Raw genomic sequence first — 17,328 nt, 5'->3', positions numbered from 1 at the left:
TCGAGGAGGAAGCGGGTCAGCCCTTGACGGAGCCGGCGAGGGCGAACGAGCCGCCCGAGAATCGCTGAACGAGGACGTACAGCACCACCATCGGTGCGGCGTAGAGCACCGAGTAGGCGGCGAGCTGTCCGTAGGCGATCGAGCCGTACTGACCGAAGAAGTTGAAGATCGACACCGCCGCCGGGAACTTCGACGACGTGAAGAGCAGCACGAAGGGGACGAAGAAGTTCCCCCAGGCGGTCGTGAAGACGAAGATGAACACGACGCCGATGCCTGAGCGCATGAGCGGGATGACGATGCGCGCGAGAGCCTGCATCGACCCGGCCCCGTCGACCCAGGCGGCCTCTTCGAGAGAGATCGGCACCGAGTCCATGAAGTTCTTCAGCATCCAGATCGCCATCGGCAGAGATGTCGCGGCCATGAAGACGATGACGCCCCACACCGAGTCGAGCAGCCCGAACGAGACGAACAGCGCGTAGACCGGCACCATCATCGCGGTGATCGGCAGCCCGGTGCCGAAGAGGATCGCGTACATGAACGTCTTCTGGAACCGCATCGCGTAGCGCGACAGCGGGTAGGCCGCGAGCACACCGACGACGACGGTGATGACGGCGGTGCCCAGCGAGACGAGGATCGAGTTCAGGAGAGGCTGGAACGTGAGCTCCCACGTCATCACCTGCGTGTAGTTCTCGAGGGTCCAGGTCTCGGGGACCTTCATCGTGACCTTCGCGTCGCCGTCGAAGGAAGCGAAGACGATCCACAGCAGCGGCACGAGGAAGAGCACGCCGATCGCCGCGAGGATGATCGACGACAGCACGGTCTGAGCCCGCTTCCGCGGTGCCGAGACCGAGGTGGCGATGGTGGCCATGTCAGTCGACCTCCGGCTTGAGGATGCGGATGTAGACGGCGGAGAAGACGGCGCCGATCAGGAGCGTCACGACGGCGATCGCGGTGCCGTATCCGACCTGGGCGAACTTGAACGCCTCCTGGAACGCCAGCACGGGGAGCGTCGACGACTGTGTTCCCGGACCGCCGCCGGTCATCACCCAGATGAGCGTGAACACGCCGAGCGTCTGCAACGTCGTCAGCAGCAGATTGGTCGAGATCGACCGCCGGATGACGGGGAGGGTGACGCGGATGAAGCGCTGCCAGGCGCCGGCGCCGTCGATCGTCGCGGCCTCGATCAGCTCGGGCGGCACCTCGGACAGCGCCGCGTTGTAGACCATCATCGAGAAGGCCGTGCCGCGCCAGATGTTCGCCAGGATCACCGCCAGCATCGGGAAGTAGTACAGCCAGCTCGTGCCCTCCAGCCCGAACCAGCCGAGGAAGGTGTTGAGGGTGCCGTCGGTCTGGAAGAAGGCGTAGAGGGCGAAGGCGGCGACGATCTCGGGCAGCACCCACGCCAGCACCACGAGTCCGCCGACGAGCGAACGCAGCGGCTTCACCGAGTTCCGGATGAGGACCGCGAGCAGCATCCCGAGGACGTTCTGGCCGATCACGGCGGACGCCAGCACGAACACCACGGTGAGCCCGAGCGAGAGCCAGAACTCTCCCGAGGCGAACAGGGCCGTGTAGTTGTCGAGTCCGATGAACTGCGGGTTCGCGGCGCGGGGCCCGGTCATGGCGCGGTCGGTCAGTGACCCGTAGAGCGCGTAGACGATCGGTCCGAGCATGAACGCCAGCAGCAGGAGCACCGCGGGCAGGAGCGGGAGAAGTCGTGCGGCGGCACGGCCGGCCGACCGGCCGGACCGGGAGGTGATCTCCCGGCCCGGGCGGTGCCGACCGCCGGTGGTGACGGTGGCGGTGGCGGTCATCGCTGGATCAGCCCGCCTGCGTGTTCTCCTCGCCGACGATGCCGACGAGAGCGGAGTCGTACGCGGCCTGTGCATCCTGCGGGGTCGCCTGACCGGTGAAGATCGACTCCGTCGCGCGCGGGATGTTCGCCGAGATCTGCGAGTAGTCGGGCGTCGCCGGCCGGAAGTGGGTGTACGGCACGAGCGATGAGAAGAACTCGAACGACGGGTTGTAGTCGAGGTACTCCTGGCTGGCGGCGACGTCCTTGCGCACGGCGATCTGTCCGGCCTCCTGGTGGTACATCAGCGCGTTCTCGAACGTCAGCGCCTGGGCGATGAAGTCGAAGGCAGCCTGCGGGTTCTTCGCGTTGGCGCCCATCGCGAGCGTCCAGCCGCCCGACATCGAGGTGAAGCCGTCACCGCCGCCGTCCTGCGTCGGCATCGCGGCGAAGCCCATCGTCTGCTCCCACTCCGGCCAGGCGTTCTCGCCGTCGATCCAGTTGCTCGGCAGCCACGAACCGTCGAGCGCGATGGCGATCCCGCCCTGGGGAAGGAGTTCCGTGCTGACTTTGGTTCCCCAGCCGGCGTCGAGAGCCAGCGCGGGGTCGGGGCCGAGCTTCTCCTCCGCGACCGTCTGATAGAACTCGAGTGCGTCGAGGAACCCCGCCGAGCCGGTGACCCACTTGTTCGTGTCGGTGTCGAGGAGCTCATCCTCGGTGCCGTAGAGCAGCATCTCGAAGCCCTGCATCGACGTCGCCTCGCCCAGGGCCTGCGACGCGTAGATGTTGAACGGGATGACGTCGGGGTTGCTCTCCTTGATGGTGCGCGCAGCCTCGAGCACGTCGTCCCAGCTCTCCGGCGCCCAGTCCTCGGGAAGCCCCGCCGCCGCGAACAGCTGCTTGTTGAAGTAGAGGCCCCGGGTGTCGGTGCCGAGCGAGACGCCGTACGTCTTGCCGTCGTCGCCGAGCCCGGCCTGCTTGGCGCCGTCGTCGTACTGCTCCCACTGGTCCCAGTCGGCGAGATAGTCGTCGATCGGCTGCAGGTATCCGGCGGCGGCATCCGATCGGATCTGGAAGGTGTCCTCGTAGATCACATCGGGCGCCGTCCCCGCCGACCCGTTCATGAGGGCGAGCTTGGTGAAGTACTGGTCCTGCTCCGCCTCGATCGGCACGAGCTCGACCGTCATCCCCTCGTGCGCGGCCTCGTACTCCTCCTTCGTCTTCTTCATGAGCTCGTCCATCGCGGTGAACGACGTCGTCTTCTGATAGGCGACGCGGATCGTGTCGGACGACGCTTCGTCTCCGCCCCCGCCGCCGCTGCCGCAGCTCGTGAGAGCGAGCGAGAACGCTGCGATGCCGACGACGGCCACGGTCGTGATGGGTCTCTTCATGGTCGAAGCTCCTTTGCTTTGACGAGGGGCGCTGGTGCGTGCGCACGTCTTTTATAAAACAAATGGAATAAAAGAACAAGGCTTTGCCTCGACGTTTCCCGGTGGGTTCAGTCCGGGGCGCCCGCAATCATGAGGTCGGTCGGGCGGGCGGTCATCGCGGCATCGAGCACGAGGCACGCGGCGCCCACGGCGGCGGCATCCGTGGCCAGTCCGCTTTCGAGCACGCGGATGCCGCGCACCGTGGCGGTCTCGGTGCTCGCCGCCACGGCGTCGGAGAGGGCGGGCCCGGCCGTCGTCGAGAGGAGCTTCCACAGCGGCCCCCCGACCACGACGACATCCGCGTCGAGGAGGTTGTTGATCTGCACGACGGCGCGGGCGAGGCTCGACCCGGCTCGCCGCACCGCCGACGCGGCGCGCTCGTCGCCGGCGCGCGCCCGGGCGGCGAGCTCGCGGAGGCGTTCCCGGAGCGCGGGTGCGGCCACGGGCACACTGCCGTCGATCACGCCTCCGTCGACGAGCAGCCGTTCGGGGGCGATGGCGGCGCCGAGGCATCCGCGCTGACCGCATCCGCATGCCGGCCCGCCCGGTTCGACGACGAGGTGGGCGACGTCTCCGGCGTTTCCCGTGCGGCCCCGGATCGGTGCGCCGTCGACGGCGAGGCCCGCGCCGACGCCCGCTCCGTAGTAAACGAAGATGGAGTCCTGCAGCTCTTGCGCGGCATCCCGCCAGAGCTCGCCGACCATCGCCGCGACGACATCCTTCTCGACCGTGGTCGGCAGTCCCGTCGCCTCGCGCAGCAACGGCCCGAGGGCGAGGTCGTGCCAGACCGGCGGCAGGAGCGGCGGCTCGAACAGGACCCCCGCGTCCGCGTCGAGGGGGCCAGGAGCGGCGACGCCGATGCCGAGCACGGATGCCCGGGAACGGCCGCCCTCCGCGAGCAGCGACTCGACGGTGCCGACGAGGTCGTCGAGGATCTGCTCGCGGGTCGCGTCGGGTCGCGGGGTGCGCTCGGTCTGAGCGACGACCTTGCCCAGAAGGTCGACCACGACGACCGTCTCGACTGCCGGATCGAGATGGATGCCGACGGCGCACCGGGCCGTCGGGTCGAGCTGGAGCGGGGTCCGGGGCTTGCCGGGGCCGGTGACGATCGGGGTTCCCTCGCGCACCCAGCCCTCGGCGACGAGACGGCGGGCGACGTTGCTGAGCGTCTGGGCGGACAGCCCCGTGCGGGCGGCGAGCTCGATGCGGCTGATGCCGTCGGGGGAGCGCCGGATCAGGTCGAGCACGAGCGTCTGGTTGTACGTGCCGACGGCCGGCAGGTTCGAGCCGCGTCTCATGGTTCCTCCCGTCGAACCATACTGCGCACGCGCATGACGAAGGCCCGCCCGGCGAACCGGACGGGCCTTCGGGGATCGCGGGGGAGCGTCAGTTGTTGCCGCGCAGGATCGCGATGATGCGGAGGATCTCGACGTACAGCCAGACGACCGTCACCATGATGCCGAATGCGCCGACCCAGCCGTACTGACGGGGTGCGCCGTTGCGGACGCCCCGCTGGATGTTGTCGAAGTCGAGCACGAGCGAGTACGCCGCCATGATGACCACGAGCACACCGATGATGAGGCCGAGCGGGATGCCAGCGATCTTCATGCTGTGGAGGCCGAACATCATGCCGCCCGGGATTACCCCGAAGAGCATCAGGCCGACGTTCAGCAGCGAGAAGACGAGGTAGCCGAGCATCGCGATCATGAAGATCTTCGTCGCCTTGGCCGACGCGCGGACCTTGCCGCTGGCGAAGAGGGCGAGGGTCACGCCGACGACCGCGAGGGTCGCGAGGGTCGCCTGCATGACGATGCCCGGGAAGATGAACTCGAGGTAGGCGGAGATACCGCCGACGAAGAGGCCCTCGAACGCGGCATACCCGAAGATCAGGCCGGGCCGGACCTTCTTGCGCGAGGTGAAGGTGACGACCATCGCCAGGACGAAGCCGCCGAGCGCACCGATGATCCAGGGCATCATCGTGGGGGCGGGGTTGTCGCGCGTCACCGGCGAGAGCGTCCAGACCCAACCGACGACCGCCGTGGCCAGCAGGATCGCGAAGAGCCCGAGCGTCTTGACGACGGTGTCTTCGACCGTCATGCGGGAGGTCTCGCGGGCACCGGCGGCGGGTGCGGCGTACATGCCTTCGAGGTGGGCCTGCGTAGCGGCGTTCACGCCGGCGTGCTGCGCCGAGGCGGTCTGCATGCCGGGGGCGGCGGGCGGCGTCAGACCCGGCCGCTGCTCCTTGAACGCGGGATTGTCGAATGCGGGGTTATTGAGGGCCACTGCTCTCACACTCCAAGTCGAGGGTCGACACAGCTGGATGCCGTGTATACCCAGCCTACGGGAACCGGTTCCTCCCGGATATGCGCGGCGCTGTGAGCAGGCCATGAAGCCGATCGCCCTGAGCGAAATCACGCGTCATCGGCCCGTACGCTGGGGTCGTGTCCCGCCCGCTCGTGATCGGCCACCGCGGTGCGCCCGGGTATCGTCCCGAGCACACCCGCTCCTCCTATCACCTCGCGCTCGAGAGCGGGGTCGATGCCGTCGAGCCGGACGTGGTCTTCAGTCGGGACGGGGTCGCCGTGATCCGGCATGAGAACGAGATCGGCTCGACCACCGACGTCGCCGACCATCCCGAGTTCGCTTCGCGCCGCACCACGAAGACCGTCGACGGCGCGTCGCTCACCGGCTGGTTCGCGGAGGACTTCACCTGGGACGAGCTGTCACGGCTGCGCTGCCGCGAGCGGCTCCCGGCGCTGCGGCCCGACAGCGCTCGTCATGACGGCGCGGAGCCGATGCTGCGGCTGCGCGATCTCCTCGACCTCGTCACGGATGCCGCGAAGACCTCCGGGCGGCGGCCCGGCGTCGTGCTCGAGATCAAGCACGCCACCTTCCTGGAGGCCGCCGGCTTCGACGTGGCCGGGCTCATCGCGGCAGAGCTCGACGCGGCTGGCTGGACCGACGGCGACCTGCCGCTGTGGATCGAGTCGTTCGAGCTCACGATCCTCGACCGCCTGGCAGACGCCGGCGTCCGGGGCGCGCGGATCTTCCTCCTCGAGGCCGACGGTGAGCCGTACGACTCGGTCGCGACCGAGGGCGCGGGGGCACGCAGCTACCGGGAGTGGTCGTCGCCCGCGGGGCTCGACGACCTCCGCGGGCGGGTCGCCGGTGTGAGCCTGGACAAGCGGATGATCCTCGACCCCGCGCGGGGCACGGACGGCGGTCGGGTGCTCGTTGCCGCAGCGCACGAGCGCGAGCTGGCCGTCTTCACGTGGACGGCGCGTCCCGAGAACGCCTTCCTCGTCCGGCGGCACCGACGCGGTGGCGGTCGGTCCGCCTGGGGAGACTACGCGGGCGAGTGGGCCGAGCTCGCGGCATCCGGCGTCGACGGCGTCTTCGTCGACCACCCGGATCTCGGCGTCGACGTGTTCGGGCGCTGATCCCCGATGCTCAGCAGACCCCGGATCCAGCCCTACGCCCAGTATCTGATGGGGGCGTCGACGGTGATGATCTCCACGACCGTCGCGGTCGTCGCTCCCGAGCGCATCACCGTGGCTTACGTCGTCGGCGTGAGCGTCATCGTCGCGGCCTGTGTCGCGATGGGGTTCGTCTGGCGCGACAAGCCGACTCGCGGAACCGTCTGGGTGTGCATCGTCCCGCTCGTCTCGATTCTCGCCTGCGCCCCGCTGCGCAACGGTGCCATCGATCTGCTGCCGGTGACCGGAATGCTCGTCATCTTCCCGATCGCCTGGCTCGCCTTCGCGTTCCCACCGCCCGTTGCGGCGCTGGGAGTCCTCCTCGCGGGGCTGCTGCCTCTCGCGGCGGCGACCGAGCCGCCCGCCGGGCTCGCGGAGTGGCTGGCGCTCGCGACGGTGCCGGCGCTGCTCGGCATGTTTGCGATGGGAAGTCGTTTCGTCTCCACCGACCTCGGCCGCCACCGCACCAGGGCCCGACGCGCCACGCATCGATTGGCCGAGGCGCTCGACTCCTCGAACCGGGCCGACGCCGCGCTGCGCCAGCTGCTCGACACGAGCCCGGACGCGATCGTGCTCTTCGGCGATGACGGCGCGGTGCTGGTCGCGAACGCCCCCGCGCATGCGCTGGCCCAGCGTGCGCGGATCGCGATCTCGCTCGACCAGGACGGGCGCACGTCCGTCTACGAGGAAGACCGGATCACCCCGGTCGTGGTGGGGGCGGACCTGCGCGACATCATCCTTTCGGGTGAACTCGCCGAGGCGCGTCGCGTGTGGGTCGGTGAGCCGGGCGATCAGGTAGCGCTGCGCTTCGTCGCCCGCCCCATCGCGCTCGACGGCGAGCCCATCGGCGTGCTCGTGGTCGCCCAGGACGTGACCGAGCTCGTCGAAGCCGTCGACGTCCGCGATCGATTCCTCGACACGGTGGGCCATGAACTTCGGACGCCGCTCACGGTCATCCTCGGCAATGCCGAGCTCGCGCTCGCCGGAGCGATGCCGGAGCATCGCGACCGCTGGGAGACCATCCACCGCGCCGCCGAGAGACTGGAGCACACCGTCGAACTGATCCTCGCGACGGGTCGAGCGGACGCGACGCCCGGGACAGCGGCGTGCGAGGCTCGTGCCGTCGTCGACAGGGTCGTCGCCGAATCGGCCGACGGCGACTCCGGCGTGGCCGTGACCGTGACTGGAGCCACGGTGCACGCGCGCATCGCAGCCCGCGACCTTCAGGCGATCATGACCGAGCTGCTGCACAATGCCCGGCAGGTGTCGCCTTCCGCCGGTGTCGTCGAGATCTCGATCGCGATGAGACCGGACGAGGTCGAGATCTCGGTGACCGACGAGGGCCCCGGCATGACCCCTGCCGAGCGCCGTCAGGCGTTCGAGCGGTTCTATCGCACCACGCGCTCGCGTCGGAGCGCTGCGCAGGGGCTCGGGCTCGGGCTCGCCCTCGCGCGCGGGCTGGCGCGCGCCCACGGGGGCGAGGTGCGGCTGACGCCCGGGCGGGTGGGCGGTACCGTCGCCGTCGTGAGGCTGCCGCGGGCCAGCCCGCCGGACGCCCCTCCCCCACTCGATCACGTCTCCGCCGTCCCCTAGGGTGTCGGACATGCTCACCGCCGGGATCACCGTCCGCGATGTCCGTCGATCGTTCGGGCGCGTCGAAGCCGTTCGCGGAGTGGATCTCGACGCTCGCGCGGGAGCGGTGACCGGACTCGTCGGCCCCAACGGCGCCGGTAAGACGACGCTGCTCCTGATGCTCGCGTCGCTTCTGCAGCCGGACGCGGGCAGCATCCGGATCGCCGGCGTCGACCCGGTGACTGATCCCGCCCAAGCCCGCGCGCGGCTCGGATGGATGCCCGACGCGCTGGGCGCGTGGGGCTCGCTCACCGTGCGGGAGACGCTGGAGATGACCGCCCGGCTCTACGACCTCGACAGAGCCGCAGCGGCCCGCCGCGCGCGGGAGCTTCTCGATCAGGTCGGTCTGGTCGATCTCGCCGAGTCGCCCGCCCGTGTGCTCTCGCGCGGGCAGAAGCAGCGCCTCGGTCTCGCCCGAGCTCTCGTGCACGACCCGTCCGTCCTCCTCCTCGACGAGCCTGCCTCGGGCCTCGACCCCCAGGCGCGGGTGGACCTGCGCGGACTCCTGCGCGCGTTCGCCGCTGCAGGGAAGACCGTGCTGATCTCCAGCCACATCCTCTCCGAGCTCGAGGAGGTCGTCGACGACGCGGTGTTCCTGCTCGATGGCGCGACCGTGAGTCCCGACCGGGTCGCGGCGGCGGCTCGCCGCACCCGCACCTGGCGCGTCCGCGTCGCCGATCTCGATGCGCAGGCTGCCGTGCTCCCGATCGCGACGGCCCTCGGACTCGACGTCGCGCGCGTGCCGACAGACCGCCGCGACGTCCTGGTCCCGTTCTCGTCCGAGGTCGAGGCTGCCGCCGGTCTGCGGGCGCTGCTGGGCGCGGGCATCGCGGTCGCCGAGTTCTCGGCCGCGACCGGGATGCTCGAGCACACCTTCCTCGATCTCGGCGCCGGCCGGGATCTGGGCACCGAGGGGAAGGAGGCGTCATGAGCGTCGCCCGGCTGTGGACGGTCGCTCGGCTCGAGCTGCTCCAGCGGGTGCGAACGGTGTCGTGGTACGTCCTGCTCGGCATCTTCGCCGTGCTGCTGATCGGTGTCACCGCGCTGTCGTTCCTGGCCTTCGGCGGGGGCATCGCGGAGGGCGAGCAGCGCGGCGCCGGCATCTACTCGACGATCGTCATCATCACGTTGCTGCTCGTCGTCCTCGTCTCGCCCACACTCAGCGGCAACTCCGTCAACGGCGACCGGGATGCCGCGACCCTCGCACCGGTCCAGGTGACGCTCGCGCGAACCTCCGAGATCCTGCTCGGCAAAGTGCTCGCGGCATGGGTCACGGGTCTCGCGTTCGCCGCGGTGGCCGCCCCGTTCCTCGTCATCGCGACCCTGGCCGGGGGAGTGGACCCCGTCGTCGTCGTGGTGTCGCTGGTCGTCCTCGTGATCGAGATCGGCATCATCGCTGCGATCGGCGTCGGGCTGAGCGGCCTCATCGCCCGGCCTCTCTTCTCGGTCGCCGCGACCTACCTCGTCGTCTCTGCGCTCGTCTTCGGAACGCTCATCGCCTTCGGCCTCGGCGCGACGGCGTTCTCGAGCGAGGCGACCGCGACCTACCGGCCGGCGCAGTACAACGCCGACGGGTCGCCGCAGTGCATCGACGGGGCGGACGACTGCTGGAACGATCCCGCTCGCATGGTCTGCGGCGAGCCGGAGACATCGACCTACACCGTGCCGCGGTTCGATCGTGTGTGGTGGGTGCTCGCGGCCAACCCCTTCGTCATCCTCGCCGACGCGACGCCTGCCGAGTACGACCGGTTCGGCTACCCCGTCGACCTGTTCGGTCAGATCGCATCCGGTGTCCGGCAGGCACAGGTCGCACCTGATCTCGAGACGGGGTACGACGAGTGCCGGCCAGCCGCAGACGGCGCCGTGCCGACCGCGGCGGAGATCCGAGAACGAACGGCGCCGAGCTGGTTCGTCGGACTGGCCGGGCAGATCGTGGTCGCGGGTCTGCTCGTGGCGGGAGCGTGGTCGCGGACGAGGACCCCGGCCCGAGCCCTGCCGCCCGGAACGCGGATAGCGTAAGAGTGCCATGGTCACCGAACTCGACATCACCCGCCGCGAGGCGATCGACGCCTATCACGTGATCGGCGAGGCCCCCGCGCCCGACCTGCAGGGGATCGTCCGTCTCGCAGCCACCGTTTGCGGCGTCGACACGGCCGTCATCAACATCATCGACGACCGCTCGCAGCATCAGATCGCCGCGGTCGGTTTCGAACCCGCGGTCTGCTCACGCGAAGACTCGATGTGCGCCGCCGTCATCGCGCGTCCCGGTCGGGTCATCGTGCCCGACGCGCGGCTCGACGAGCGGTTCGCACACAACCCCTTCGTCACCGGTGAGATCGCCCACGTGCGCTTCTACGCATCGAGTCCGCTCGTCACGCCGGCGGGCGTCGCCATCGGCACCCTCTGCGTCTTCAACGACTCCGTGGGCGACCTCGACGAATCGGCTCGCGAGGCGCTCGATCTGCTGGCTCATCAGGTGGTCGACCTGCTCGAGCTGCGCCGGATCAGCCGCGCTTTGAGCGAGTCGAACGATCAGCTCTCGCGTTTCGCGGGGCAGATCAGTCACGACCTCCGCAATCCGCTGACGGCCCTCACCGGCTTCCTCGAGCTCGCGATCGACAGCCCCGACATGGACAACGCGCCCGAGGCGGCGCGCGTGCTCGCCCGTGCGGAGTCGGCGGCCGACCGCATGAACGCCATGATCTCCGACATCCTCGCCTACGCCCGCATCGGCGGTGCGAGCCCCCAACGGGCGCGCGTCGATCTCGGTGCCGTGATGCACGCCGTCGTCGAGGATCTCGACGCGTCCATCTCGGCCTCCGGCGCCGACATCCGTCAGGACATCGAGGTCGAGCCCGCCGGTGATCCCACGCTCCTGCGCGCGGTGCTCCAGAATGTCGTGGCGAACGCGGTGAAGTTCACCGCGGCTGCGGGAAAGGTCCCGCAGGTGCGTGTCGAGGCGCACACGGTGCACGGCGGCTGGCGCATCACCGTCGACGACAACGGTCCCGGGGTGCCCCCGGCGGACCGCGAACGCGTCTTCGCGCTGATGGAGCGGGGGGACTCCGAGGCCGAGGGCCTCGGCATCGGCCTGTCTACCTGTCGACGGGTGATCCAGGCGCACGGTGGGCGCATCGGTCTCGACGACTCACCGCTCGGCGGCACCCGCGTCTGGATCCTCCTGCCGGACCCCGCGGCGACCGCCGCCTGAGTCGCGCGCCTCAGCGGCGCAGCGTGTGCGAGGGGTGCTCGCCGTACATCGCGGCGTAGAGCTGCGCGAAGCGTCCCGTGTGCGCGAACCCCCAGCGCAGAGCGACATCCCGCACGGTCGTCGACCCGGGAGGCGCAGCGCGGAGCTCGCGGTGGGCGCCCTCGATGCGCAGGCGGCGAAGGTAGGTGCTCGGCGGGATCTCGAACGCCTTGTGGAAGGCGCTCTGGAGTGCGCGGACCGATGTTCCGGAGGCCACCGCGATGTCGCTGATGCTGATGGGGTTGCTGACGTTCTCCTCCATGAACGCCACAGCGCGGCGCACGGCTCGCGCGGTCGGGCGTCGGCGTTCCCCCTCTTCGGGGTCGATGACGGGGAACGCCGTCACGAGCGATGCGACTGCCTGGTGCATGAGCTGAGTGCGCATGAGAGGCGAGGCGGCGACCTTCTCGTCGGCCAGCATGGTCGCCTCGAGAAAGCGCAGGGTCTCGGCGACGAGCCGTGGATTCTCAGCCCGGCGGTTCAGTCCGGAGAACTGCAGATGGTGAGGGTCGTCGCCGATCATGCCGCGCAGCACGTGGTCGAGCGTCTCCGTGGTGACGCTGAACGTGCGCAGGTGCAGCTGACCGAACTCGGCGGTGAACTCGGTGTCCGGCGGCACGATGAAGGGGGTCCGGCCGTCGCCGGACTCGCCTCCGACCTGCCACCGGTGGCTGCCATGCGCCGCGTGCGCCACGATGAGACGCGGAAAAGCTCGCGTCGTGGTGCGCATCGTCCCCGTGAACCGCACAGCGGCGGCGGCTGCGGCCGGGTGGGCGAGCGCCGCCATCTCGTATCGGAATGGCGCGGACCCGTCGACCGCGAGCGCCACCGGCGTCTCGTACAGCGAGCTGACCGATTCCTGTGCCCGACCGGGGTCGTCGGTCTGCAACCCCCGCCGAACGGGCTCGCTATTCAACAACGAGCTTGTCGGATGCGGACTCTGCCGGTTCGGGGACGACGTAAAGTCCGCTGGGGGAGTTGGCCGTGTACATCAGCGCCTCGAGCCAGGCACGGTTGATCGCGGGGGTCCGGCTGCCGTGGAACGTGAAGACGAGAGAGGCTCCGGCGTGCATCCAGACGGTCGTCCGCCCCTTGCCGACGCTGACGTCGTCCTTCCAAGTGAAGAAGAACGCCTCACCGCGACGAAGCTTCGCACCGATGGTCATCTGGAGGTGTGCGAGCGTGCGGTCCTCGATCTCGACGCGATTGTTGCCGTCGTAAACAAACCTGCCCAATATTCCTCCTCGCGCGCCATTCGGCGCGATCATCAGCTTCCGCGATCGGGTCACGACGCCGCGCGGAAGAGTCCGTTCCGCGCGCGCTCTGTCCGCGACGCGCACAGCCGTGCTGTGCCACCGCAGATTTCAGGCAGTCGTCAGGGAGCGGGAGGGGGTTGACTTTTACGGACGATTACGTAACACGTTAATCACCGGGGATGGCGGCGAGTGTGACGTCCACCCCGGAGGTGATGAGCAGATCGGTGGTCTGCGCCACGCCTTCGCCATCGTTCACGGTCAGCCAGCCGTGACCGAGCGCGAGTGCCGCCGCGATCTCGGCGCGGACGTCTTCGATGTCGCGACCGCCGATGCTGTACGGGCGACCGCCATAGAACACATCGACTCTCTTCGACACGCTTTCGCCCTTCGCTCCACCGGCGTCGAGTCCGCCGTGTCAGGCGAGACTACCGATCAGCTGAGGAATCACAAGGGGATGCGGCAGGACCGCGCTGATCACTATTGTCAGGTCGAGCACGGGAAGGAAGTGCGATGGGCAGATTCATCTACGAGAACCAGATCCGCGCAGATTTCGAGGATCGGACGCTCGCGCACCTCCAGGCCGTGATCACGACGAAGCTCCGCCGGGGCGAAGCCTTCACGCTCACCTGGAAGGACGACGTGAGCATCGGCGACGGCCGCACGACGGTATGGCTGCACCCGGGCTGCGGCCTCGTCTTCAAGTACTACGGCAGCCGGACGCCGTCGCTGAATCGCGCATGGCTCGAGGCGCTGACGTACACGGCGAACTCGCCGACGGGCCTGTACGTCGTTCCCGAGCCGCCGGAATCGCCCCGTAACGGCGCATTCCTCGACGGCGCGGAGTAGCGGGGCGCCGAGCGTCCCGCCTGTGCGACCGCCGTGCATCGCCGGTGAGACCGGGGCATATACCGCTCCGGCGATCCAGCGCTCCGTAGTGTGAGCCACAGCCGTCGGCATCCGCCTTCTGCTCCCGACCTTCCCGGTCACGAACGAGTCAGCAGGTGCTCTCATCGCTTCATCCGTCGTCGAGTCGCGTCTCGGCCCCATCCGCACCACTTACGCCGGAACCGCCGATTTCCCGCCGATGGCCAAGGCCTTCACCGATGTCTCCCGCGTCGTTCGGGAATCGGGTCTGCTGCGGCGCACGCCCTGGTTCTACGGCCTCGTCGGCCTCGCCCTGATCCTCGCGATCGGCGGCTGCGTGACCGGATTCGTCCTGCTCGGCGACAGCTGGTTCCAGCTGCTCATCGCGGCAGCCCTCGGCATCGTCTTCACCCAGGTGGCTTTCCTCGCACACGAGGCCGACCACCGGCAGGTTCTCGCCTCCGGCCCCGCGAACGACCGCCTGGCCCGCTTCCTCGCCGTCGGCGTCGTCGGCATGAGCCTGTCGTGGTGGACGTCCAAGCACGCCCGGCACCACTCGAACCCGAACAAGGTGGGCAAGGATCCCGACATCGAGATCGACACGATCTCGTTCATCGAAGAGGACGCGGCCACCGCGCGCGGCATCCGCCGATTCATCACGCAGCGCCAGGGCTGGTTCTTCTTCCCGCTGCTGCTGCTCGAAGGCCTGAACCTCCACGCGCTGTCGATGCGCCACCTCTTCAGCCGAGGCCCGGTGAAGAAGCGTGCGGTCGAGATCACGCTGATCATCGCGCGGTTCGCGGTCTTCGTCGCTCCGATCTTCATCTTCCTGCCGATCGGTATGGCCTTCGCCTTCTTCGGCGTGCAGGTCGCCGTCTTCGGGCTGTACATGGGCGCCTCCTTCGCGCCGAACCACAAGGGCATGGCGATCATCGCGCCCGACGCGAAGCTCGACTTCTTCAGCAAGCAGGTGCGCACCTCGCGCAACATCGGCGGCGGCTGGTGGGCGACGTGGCTCATGGGCGGCCTCAACTACCAGATCGAGCACCACCTCTTCCCGAACATGCCGCGGCCGGCACTCGCCCGCGCTCGCGAGATCGTGAAGGACCAGTGCGACGCCCTGAACGTGCCGTACACCGAGACCACACTCTGGCGCTCCTACGCCATCGTCATCGACTACCTCAACCGCGTCGGACTCGCCGCCCGCGACCCGTTCGACTGCCCCATGCGCGCGGAGTTCCGTCGCGCCTGAGGCGCAGCATCCCTCGACGTCGGCCACGGCTCATACTGAGTCCGTGGCCGAAGTCGATTCCGAACGCTGGCTCGTCATCGACGGGAGACGCTGGCGGCGCACCGACCCCTCGCTGCCCGATGATCTCGTCGCTGCGCTGAAGTCCCACCTCGGACGCGGCCGATCGGCGGTGGGAGCCGCGAAGCGGCGCGGAGACGACGAGGCGGTCGCCGCAGCACGCGAGCGCGTGGGCCTGGCCAAGCATGGCCTGGGAGAGCGCGGACCGTACTGGTGGGACGAGCCCGAGGGCGATCGCCTCGCGCGGGCGCGGGACGCGCTGCAGCGGCTCGATGCGCTCGATGAGGGCTGAGACCCGAATGGACGCGACGGCGGGAGTCGAACCCGCAACGCGATCGGTTATGAGCCGATGCCCGGGACCACCCGGATCGCCGCGATGCCTTCACGCTACGTGGGCGTCCGCCGGGTCGCCAGGGGTGTGAAGGCCGGAGACGCCGAGCTACGTCGTGTGACGCTCCGGTGTCTCGGTGACGTGGTCCGTGCTGGGCGCGGCAGCGTGGCGGGGCGCCAGCGAGCGCTGAGCGTGCCTGAGCATGCCGACGATTCCCGTGACGAGGACCGCGGCGCCCACGGTCAACAGGCCCGTGGCGACGAGCGTCGGAATCGAGATCGCCGCCACCCGCTCGAGCAGTCCGCCGTAGGCGTCGGGTGACCGGGTGAGCACGACGCCCGCGACGGCGAGCGTCGCGAAGGCGAGACCCCACACGATGCCGGCCCACCGCACGCGGGGAGGAGGAGGAGGCGAGGGGAACGCTGTGTCTTCGGTGGAGGTCAGGTCGGTCATCGGTTGGTCTCCTTCGGGTCGAGGATGCGGATCTCGATGTAGCCCCTCTCCTGGTCGAGGGTGAGCGACTGACGCGTCGTCGTCTCCCCTCGAGAGGGGATCGTCGTATCGACCGCGGTTCGGTCCGCACCGAGATCTCGTGCGTCGGGGCTGTCGGTGAGTACGGTCCATTCGTCGCCCTCCGAGAGGATCAGTGATGCATCGTCGCCGACAGATGCATGCAGCGTCACTTCGACACCGGGTGCGACGGTCACGTAGGTCGAGCCGGATCCCTTCTCGATGGTCAGCGGCGCCGCATCGGACGCGTCGACGAGCGCGACGCGGAGTTCGCCGAACGTCTGCCGGTAGGTCTCCGCCCCGGCCTCGGATGAGACGTTCGAGATCCCGTAGACGCCGATGTGCAGTTCCTCGACGACGGAGACAGCGACCGCGACGCCCCCGCCCATGAGCAGGCATGCGGTTGCGAAGGCGAGGAAGCCGCTGCGGCGGCGGATGGCTCCGGCGACGATCATGGCGAGAGCCGTGACCAGGGCAGCGATGAAGACACCGAGCGCGACGGAGAGGGGGCCTGGAGCGGCCAGGCCGGCGATCGTGCCGGCGATGGCGGCGGCCCCCGCGGTCACGGCGACGAAAGCGATGCTCGTGCGGGGGTGCGCAGCGCGCCGTACGCGTCGGCGCTCCGCCGCCTCGCGCGCGAACGCCGCCGCTGCGGCGCGGCGCTCTTCCCGCGCGGCGGTTCGAGCCGCGCGATCAGCGTCGCCCTGCTCGCGACGCCAGGCGCGATCTCGCTCCCTCCAGGCCGAGTGCTGAGCGCGCCAGGCGGTTAGCTCGTCGGCGTCGGCGTCGGCGTCGTTGCTCGGGGGTGGGGGCGGGGTAGGCGCAGGGGCGCCCTCCGCTCCGCCCGCGCCGGTACCCGAGTCGGAGCCGTCGGCGGATGCGGCCGGGACCGTCTCGGACGCTGCGGAAGCCCATCGCCGCTCGTCCTCCACGGCGCCCGGGACCCGACGCGCTGCTCGGACCAGCAGCGCGATCACGCCGGCCGCCACCACCACCCCGCCCATGAGAGCGAGTGCCCCGAGGACAGCCGTGACCGCTGCAGCGCTCGAATTCGTCGCGAGGCCGGCGAGAGTGATCAGGAGACCGAGGATCTGCACGACCCCGATGATCGCGACGGCGAGGATCGCACCCTGGGCGTACGAGAACCGGCCGCGCTCGAGGTCGGCGGCGTGCGACCGCCCCGAGGCATCGGGCAGGATCGCCCAGGCGGTGGCGTAGGCGACGATGGCGGGGAGGCCGATCACGGTCGCGACGACGGCGAGCCCGCGCACGATGACCGGGTCGACACCCCAGCGCGCGGCCACTCCCGCACACACGCCGCCGATCCACCCGTCTCGGCGGGCGGCGCCGAGGGCGTCGACCCAGCGGAAGAACCGGCCCTCCGTCGGTGACGCGGGATCGGGTCGCGGTGGGGCGGCGAGAGGCGGTGCGGAAGTCATGATCCGATCCTCCGCGGTGCGCGGCAGCGGGCGATATGG

At 69.7% G+C, this 17,328-nt stretch carries 18 protein-coding genes and 1 tRNA gene; 8 read left to right on the top strand and 11 right to left on the bottom strand.

Annotation, left to right across the window (positions count from 1 at the left end):
- Positions 1–16: 16 nt before the first annotated feature.
- From ACLBWJ_RS15210 to ACLBWJ_RS15190, 5 genes are all read right to left on the bottom strand, one after another.
- Complete coding sequence (locus ACLBWJ_RS15210; protein WP_112617507.1) at positions 17–868, bottom strand: carbohydrate ABC transporter permease; 852 nt, start codon at positions 866–868, stop codon at positions 17–19.
- A 1-nt stretch (position 869) separates the two neighbouring features.
- Positions 870–1,814 carry a carbohydrate ABC transporter permease gene (locus ACLBWJ_RS15205; RefSeq protein WP_112617506.1) on the bottom strand — a complete coding sequence of 315 codons (945 nt, stop codon included), beginning with the start codon at positions 1,812–1,814 and terminating at the stop codon, positions 870–872.
- A gap of 7 nt (positions 1,815–1,821) precedes the next feature.
- The gene (locus ACLBWJ_RS15200; protein ID WP_282501453.1) at positions 1,822–3,183 is read right to left on the bottom strand and encodes an extracellular solute-binding protein; all 1,362 of its coding nucleotides are present in this window, start codon (positions 3,181–3,183) and stop codon (positions 1,822–1,824) included.
- A gap of 107 nt (positions 3,184–3,290) precedes the next feature.
- Positions 3,291–4,520, bottom strand: coding sequence for an ROK family transcriptional regulator (locus ACLBWJ_RS15195; RefSeq protein WP_323986492.1), 1,230 nt, complete (start codon positions 4,518–4,520; stop codon positions 3,291–3,293).
- An 88-nt stretch (positions 4,521–4,608) separates the two neighbouring features.
- Positions 4,609–5,505: a Bax inhibitor-1/YccA family protein gene (locus tag ACLBWJ_RS15190; protein WP_282502596.1), complete on the bottom strand. Its 897-nt coding sequence runs from the start codon at positions 5,503–5,505 to the stop codon at positions 4,609–4,611.
- A 158-nt stretch (positions 5,506–5,663) separates the two neighbouring features.
- Between ACLBWJ_RS15190 and ACLBWJ_RS15185 the strand changes: the two genes are divergently transcribed.
- From ACLBWJ_RS15185 to ACLBWJ_RS15165, 5 genes are read left to right on the top strand one after another with little or no spacing between them, the layout of a single operon-like run.
- Positions 5,664–6,662, top strand: coding sequence for a glycerophosphodiester phosphodiesterase family protein (locus ACLBWJ_RS15185; protein ID WP_447660653.1), 999 nt, complete (start codon positions 5,664–5,666; stop codon positions 6,660–6,662).
- Between the two features lie 6 nt (positions 6,663–6,668).
- Positions 6,669–8,291 carry a sensor histidine kinase gene (locus ACLBWJ_RS15180; RefSeq protein ID WP_447660652.1) on the top strand — a complete coding sequence of 541 codons (1,623 nt, stop codon included), beginning with the start codon at positions 6,669–6,671 and terminating at the stop codon, positions 8,289–8,291.
- Between the two features lie 10 nt (positions 8,292–8,301).
- Positions 8,302–9,261, top strand: a complete 960-nt coding sequence (locus ACLBWJ_RS15175; protein WP_404568834.1) for an ABC transporter ATP-binding protein — start codon at positions 8,302–8,304, stop codon at positions 9,259–9,261.
- Positions 9,258–10,349: an ABC transporter permease gene (locus ACLBWJ_RS15170; protein ID WP_112617501.1), complete on the top strand. Its 1,092-nt coding sequence runs from the start codon at positions 9,258–9,260 to the stop codon at positions 10,347–10,349. Before ACLBWJ_RS15175 ends, ACLBWJ_RS15170 begins: the two co-directional genes overlap by 4 nt.
- 7 nt (positions 10,350–10,356) lie before the next feature.
- Positions 10,357–11,541, top strand: coding sequence for a sensor histidine kinase (locus tag ACLBWJ_RS15165; RefSeq protein WP_274178996.1), 1,185 nt, complete (start codon positions 10,357–10,359; stop codon positions 11,539–11,541).
- A 10-nt stretch (positions 11,542–11,551) separates the two neighbouring features.
- On the opposite strand, the gene ACLBWJ_RS15160 is transcribed toward ACLBWJ_RS15165, so the two are convergent.
- From ACLBWJ_RS15160 to ACLBWJ_RS15150, 3 genes are all read right to left on the bottom strand, one after another.
- Positions 11,552–12,469: a helix-turn-helix domain-containing protein gene (locus ACLBWJ_RS15160; protein ID WP_274178995.1), complete on the bottom strand. Its 918-nt coding sequence runs from the start codon at positions 12,467–12,469 to the stop codon at positions 11,552–11,554.
- 19 nt (positions 12,470–12,488) lie between these two features.
- Positions 12,489–12,815: a DUF7882 family protein gene (locus tag ACLBWJ_RS15155; protein WP_112617498.1), complete on the bottom strand. Its 327-nt coding sequence runs from the start codon at positions 12,813–12,815 to the stop codon at positions 12,489–12,491.
- Between the two features lie 187 nt (positions 12,816–13,002).
- Complete coding sequence (locus ACLBWJ_RS15150; RefSeq protein WP_274178994.1) at positions 13,003–13,212, bottom strand: hypothetical protein; 210 nt, start codon at positions 13,210–13,212, stop codon at positions 13,003–13,005.
- A 134-nt stretch (positions 13,213–13,346) separates the two neighbouring features.
- On the opposite strand from ACLBWJ_RS15150, the gene ACLBWJ_RS15145 reads away from it, so the two are divergent.
- The 3 genes from ACLBWJ_RS15145 (at position 13,347) to ACLBWJ_RS15135 (ending at position 15,301) form a co-directional block, all read left to right on the top strand.
- Positions 13,347–13,682 (top strand): DUF7882 family protein, encoded by a 336-nt coding sequence (locus ACLBWJ_RS15145; RefSeq protein ID WP_269267985.1) that lies wholly within the window; start codon positions 13,347–13,349, stop codon positions 13,680–13,682.
- Between the two features lie 163 nt (positions 13,683–13,845).
- Positions 13,846–14,952 (top strand): fatty acid desaturase family protein, encoded by a 1,107-nt coding sequence (locus ACLBWJ_RS15140; RefSeq protein WP_269268047.1) that lies wholly within the window; start codon positions 13,846–13,848, stop codon positions 14,950–14,952.
- 43 nt (positions 14,953–14,995) lie between these two features.
- Positions 14,996–15,301, top strand: a complete 306-nt coding sequence (locus ACLBWJ_RS15135; RefSeq protein ID WP_274178993.1) for a biopolymer transporter Tol — start codon at positions 14,996–14,998, stop codon at positions 15,299–15,301.
- Positions 15,302–15,309: 8 nt separating this feature from the next.
- Here the strand turns inward: ACLBWJ_RS15135 and ACLBWJ_RS15130 are convergent.
- The 3 genes from ACLBWJ_RS15130 to ACLBWJ_RS15120 form a co-directional block, all read right to left on the bottom strand.
- A tRNA-Met gene (locus tag ACLBWJ_RS15130) sits at positions 15,310–15,385 on the bottom strand.
- Positions 15,386–15,448: 63 nt separating this feature from the next.
- A complete protein-coding gene (locus ACLBWJ_RS15125; protein ID WP_274178992.1) occupies positions 15,449–15,793 on the bottom strand; it encodes a hypothetical protein in 345 nt (114 codons plus the stop codon).
- On the bottom strand, positions 15,790–17,289 hold the full coding sequence (locus tag ACLBWJ_RS15120; RefSeq protein WP_274178991.1) for a PspC domain-containing protein: 1,500 nt from the start codon (positions 17,287–17,289) through the stop codon (positions 15,790–15,792). Before ACLBWJ_RS15120 ends, ACLBWJ_RS15125 begins: the two co-directional genes overlap by 4 nt.
- Positions 17,290–17,328 lie beyond the last annotated feature (39 nt).

The sequence above is a fragment of the Microbacterium sp. M4A5_1d genome (genome assembly GCF_053345465.1).
The sequence above is the reverse complement of the archived record's forward strand: the minus strand, read 5'-3'. Positions and strand labels throughout refer to the sequence as shown.